At 67.4% G+C, this 4,988-nt stretch carries 4 protein-coding genes; 1 reads left to right on the forward strand and 3 read right to left on the reverse strand.

The genetic code is table 11. The features are described 5' to 3' along the window. Window positions 1-315: 315 nt before the first annotated feature. On the reverse strand, window positions 316-1,323 hold the full coding sequence (locus tag ACWGIG_RS36825; protein WP_453326073.1) for a stage II sporulation protein M: 1,008 nt from the start codon (window positions 1,321-1,323) through the stop codon (window positions 316-318). Between the two features lie 126 nt (window positions 1,324-1,449). On the opposite strand from ACWGIG_RS36825, the gene ACWGIG_RS36830 reads away from it, so the two are divergent. Continuing rightward, a complete protein-coding gene (locus tag ACWGIG_RS36830) occupies window positions 1,450-2,433 on the forward strand; it encodes an RDD family protein (RefSeq protein WP_453326074.1) in 984 nt (327 codons plus the stop codon). Here ACWGIG_RS36830 and ACWGIG_RS36835 read toward each other — a convergent pair. Together ACWGIG_RS36835 and ahcY are read right to left on the reverse strand one after the other, a co-directional pair. Beyond that, complete coding sequence (locus ACWGIG_RS36835; RefSeq protein WP_453326075.1) at window positions 2,430-3,071, reverse strand: hypothetical protein; 642 nt, start codon at window positions 3,069-3,071, stop codon at window positions 2,430-2,432. The genes ACWGIG_RS36830 and ACWGIG_RS36835 overlap by 4 nt on opposite strands. A 132-nt stretch (window positions 3,072-3,203) precedes the next feature. Beyond that, a complete protein-coding gene (gene ahcY / locus ACWGIG_RS36840) occupies window positions 3,204-4,661 on the reverse strand; it encodes an adenosylhomocysteinase (RefSeq protein WP_453326076.1) in 1,458 nt (485 codons plus the stop codon). Between the last annotated feature and the right edge of the window lie 327 nt (window positions 4,662-4,988).

Below are 4,988 nucleotides of genomic sequence, written 5' to 3' on the forward strand. Positions count from 1 at the left end.
GACTCTATCAGACCGTTTCCGTTCCGATTTCCTCGGTGCTTTCCAGGTTCTTCGCTTTCGCGTTTTCCCTTTCCGGCGGTTCCGACTCTATCAGAAGCATTTCGGCCGAGCTAATCGGCGTCGGTGATTCTGAAAAGGGAATCGGGGGGGCTCTCAATGGAAATGAGATTCCGGAGAGCGAGCTAGAGACTAGCCGGTCACCATCAAGTTTGTCCAACTCAAGGCAACCGTTCGAATCTACCTCCCCTTTCGAACCATGTCAATGGTTTTTCGGGGCGAGGGAGAGACTAGCAGGTCAGGCAGGTCGCGTGCACATCAAGCGGCGGTCGGGAGCTCGGCGCTCCGGTCTACACGTTCCACATCGCCTTGTTCCCCTGCTCGGGCTGCTCTGCCGCCCCACACGTATACGTACACAAGGAATGCGACCTCCGCAGCGATGCCGATGGTGATGCGCGCCCAGGTGGGAAGGCCGGAAGGGGTGACGAACCCTTCGATCAGGCCGGAGACGAAGAGGACCAGGGCCAGACCGATGGCTATGCCGAGTGCCGCTCTGCCCTCCTGCGCCATGGCCGCTCGACGGGTGCGCGGGCCCGGGTCGATGAGGGTCCAGCCGAGGCGCAGGCCGGTGCCGGCGGCTACGAAGACAGCCGTGAGTTCCAGCAGGCCGTGCGGGAGCACCAGACCGAGGAAGGTGTCGAGACGGCCGGCGGAGGACATCAGGCCGATGCCGACACCGAGGTTGAGCATGTTGATGAAGAGGACCCAGAGGACGGGAACACAGAGAAACGCACCGAGGACGAGGCATATGGCTGCCGCCTTGGCATTGTTCGTCCAGACCTGGGCGGCGAACGAGGCCGCCGGGTGGCTCGAGTAGTACGCCTCGTACTGGCCGCCCGGGCGGGTCATCTCACGGAGGTCGGCAGAGGCTCCTATGGAGGCCTGGACCTCGGGGTGGGAGGCGATCCACCAGCCGATCACCGCGGCCACCGCTATGGAGAGCAGAGCTGAGGGGATCCACCAGCGGCGGCTGCGGTAGACCGCGGCCGGGAAGCCTGCCGTCAGAAACCGGGCCGCGTCCCGCCAGGAGGCCCGGCGGGTGCCGGTGACGGTGGAGCGGGCACGGGCCACTAGCTGAGTGAGGCGGGCGATGAGGGTGGGATCCGGGGCGGTCGACTGGAGAAGGGAGAGATGGGTAGCGGTGCGCTGGTAGAGGGCCACCAGTTCGTCGACCTCGGCGCCGGTGAGACGGCGGCGTCGGCCCAGGAGTTGATCGAGTCGGTCCCACTCGGCGTGGTGGGCGGTCACGAAGACGTCGAGGTCCATGGTCGGCTGCTGCTCCAGGCACTGGGTCCGGGTCCGGCGGGAAGGCACAGCACTGCGCGCGCTTGGGGTCAGCTTGGCAGACTGAGGAATTCAGGGGTGGCGAAGGTCTGCGAGAGGTGAGCACCGGTGAGCGAGTTCGTGACGGGCGATGCGGTGGTGCTCGGGGTACGGCCGGCACGCCTGCCGAGCCGGGCGTTGGCCCTGTTGATCGACATGGCCGTGGTCTGGTCGGTGTACCTCGGGGTGACGCTGGCACTGACGTTGGCCACTGCTTCGCTGGACGATGCTGCTGTGGCGGCGATCATGGTGGCCTCGTTTCTGCTGGTGCTGGTGGGGGCGCCGATCGCGGTGGAGACCCTCACACGCGGACGGTCGCTCGGGAAACTGGCCTGCGGGCTGCGGGTCGTGCGGGACGACGGGGGGCCGATCCGGTTCCGGCACGCGCTGGTGCGGGGGGCGGTCGGCGTCGTCGAGATTCTGATGACCTTCGGGGTCGTCGCTTGTATCGCTTCACTGGTGTCCGAGCGGGGGCGGCGGATCGGGGACGTGTTCGCCGGAACTCTGGTGGTGCGGGAGCGGGTGTCGGCCGGGCGTACCGACGCGGTGCCTGCACCGCCGCCGTGGCTGGTGGGGCGGTTCGCGGAGCTGGACCTGTCACGGGTGCCCGATGGACTGTGGTTGGCCGTACGCCAGTTCCTGACGCGGATGCGGCAGTTGGATCCACCGGTGGGCGGGGCGATGGCGGGCCGGTTGGCCGCTGATATGGCGGGCTTCACGGGAGTTCCGGTGCCGTCGGGGGTGCCTGCGGCTGCCTACTTGGCTGCCGTGATGCAGGAGCGGCAAGTGCGGGACTCCCGGCGGGCTTTCCTGGCTTCGGCTTCGGCTTCGGCTTCGGCAGAAGAGGCTGTGGGCGCGGGTGGAAGGGGATACGGGGGAATGGGAGGCACGGCCTTTGCAGCTCCCGTGAGTTCTGATGTGCCTGCGGCGCCTGTGGCTAGTGCTGCCCCGTTGCCTGCCCCGTTGCCTGCGCCTGTGGTGAGCCCGTCCGTTGAGTCGGATGAGGTGAAGGGGAGGCCTGCGGGAACGACTGGGTTTGCCCCGCCCGCCTAGTAGGTGTCGGGGGTGGTGGGCTCCGTGGGGAAGACCGACGGCGGTGTATCGAGGTGCTCAAGCTCGATTCCCGGAGCCGCGAGGACGACGTCGCCTGCGATGTGGATCTGGTGTTGTTCACCGGTGTCCAGGGCGTTGACCTGGTATTCGTCCACCATCAAGGGGCCGTTGTCAGTGGCGTGTGCTTCGCTTTTTACCAAGGCCCAGGACTGGTCGAGCGTACGTGGTGCCAGGACCGGGTCGGTGAAGGCGACCAGGCGGACACGAGTGGCGGGGGAAGTGGGGGTGAGGCGCAGGAGTCGGGTGACAGCGACGAGGAATGCCGGGGAGGTGCCGGTGAAGGCGTGGGCGCGGACACTGCCTTCGGTGGCGTGCTCTCCGGTCGGGTCGGTACGGACCCAGGTGACGCCGTCGATGGCGGCACCGCGGATCTGCCAGCTCGATGCGTGGAGTTCGAGACGGATGGGGCGGCCGAGGTCGTCGAGGGCGAGGTCGACGGAGCCGGCGTGGTCGCCGGAGGGGGTGGTGGTTTGGGAGACGTAGCGCCAGCCGGAGGGGCCTGGCGCGCAGTGGAAGTGTTCTTCGCCGAGGGGAGTGTGATCGTGGGGATCGTGGAGCGAATATCGGCCGCGGGGCATGGGGTCCTTGGGTCTTTCCGGCTCTGTCTCGGCTTGTGCGCCGGACACGGGGCAGGCCCCCGGCGCGTGGTCCGGGGGCCTGCCTGACAGCTGGGGCTGTCTACTGCTGCTGAGCGGCGTGGCGCCGGTTGCTCAGTAGCGGTAGTGGTCGGCCTTGTACGGGCCCTCGACGGGGACGCCGATGTAGTCGGCCTGCTCCTGGCGGAGCGTCGTGAGCCGGACACCCAGGGCGTCGAGGTGGAGCCGGGCGACCTTCTCGTCGAGGTGCTTGGGCAGCACGTAGACGTCGGTCGGGTACTCCTCCTGCTTGGTGAACAGCTCGATCTGGGCCAGGGTCTGGTCCGCGAAGGAGTTGGACATCACGAAGGAGGGGTGGCCGGTGGCGTTGCCGAGGTTCAGCAGGCGGCCCTCGGAAAGGACGATCAGGACCTTGCCGTCCGGGTAGGTCCAGGTGTGGACCTGCGGCTTGACCTCGTCCTTGACGATGCCCGGGGTCTTCGCGAGGCCGGCCATGTCGATCTCGTTGTCGAAGTGGCCGATGTTCCCGACGATGGCCTGGTGCTTCATCTTGGCCATGTCCGAGGACATGATGATGTCCTTGTTGCCCGTCGTCGTCACGAAGATGTCCGCGATACCGACGACGTCGTCGAGGGTGGCGACCTGGTAGCCGTCCATCGCCGCCTGCAGGGCGCAGATCGGGTCGATCTCGGTGATGATCACCCGGGCGCCCTGGCCGCGCAGCGATTCCGCGCAGCCCTTGCCGACATCGCCGTAGCCGAAGACGACCGCGACCTTGCCGCCGATGAGGACGTCGGTGGCGCGGTTGATGCCGTCGATCAGGGAGTGGCGGCAGCCGTACTTGTTGTCGAACTTCGACTTCGTCACGGCGTCGTTCACGTTGATCGCCGGGAAGAGCAGGTTGCCGTCGCGCTGCATCTCGTACAGACGGTGCACGCCCGTGGTGGTCTCCTCGGTCACGCCGCGGATCTCCGAGGCGAGCTGGGTCCACTTCTGGGGGCTCTCACCGAGGGTGCGGTTGAGGAGCGTGAGGATGTAGGCGTACTCCTCGGAGTCCGCGGTGGACGGGTCCGGGGCGGCGCCCGCCTTCTCGAACTCGACGCCCTTGTGGACGAGGAGGGTGGCGTCGCCACCGTCGTCCAGGATCATGTTCGGGCCGCCGGTGGGGGTGTTCGGCCAGGTCAGCGCCTGCTCCGTGCACCACCAGTACTCCTCCAGCGTCTCGCCCTTCCAGGCGAAGACCGGGACGCCCTGCGGGTCCTCGGGGGTGCCGTTCGGGCCGACCGCGATGGCGGCGGCGGCGTGGTCCTGGGTGGAGAAGATGTTGCAGGAGGCCCAGCGGACCTCGGCGCCCAGGGCGACCAGGGTCTCGATGAGGACCGCGGTCTGCACGGTCATGTGGAGCGAGCCGGTGACCCGGGCGCCCGCGAGGGGCTGGGTGGCGGCGTACTCCTTGCGGATCGACATCAGGCCGGGCATCTCGTGCTCGGCGAGAGTGATCTCCTTGCGGCCGAAAGCGGCGAGGGAGAGGTCGGCGACCTTGAAGTCCTGGCCGGTGGCGACAGTCGTCATGAAGAGCTGCTCCTCGTGAGGTGGTTCGAGGTGGTTACGGCTGATCTGCGGCGGTGGGCATACGAATGCCCGAGCACTCGCAGCGCAGTCCGTCGGAGGCCCTCTCTCCCTCGGCCGGTCCACGGACCGCCCGACCGCCATCAGCAGCGACGTCTGACTAGGTTACGAACCTACACCGGTCGATCCAGTGGCCCCCAGCCCCTCCCGAGTGTGATGTCGGCTTGAAATCACGTTCCTCATAAGGGCAATTAGGAATCTTCAGGACTTCTGGGCACCCAGGAGTGCAGCAAAGATGCAGCAAGGTCCCCGCCCTGGCCGGGCGGGGAC

The sequence above is a fragment of the Streptomyces sp. NPDC054863 genome (genome assembly GCF_053610825.1).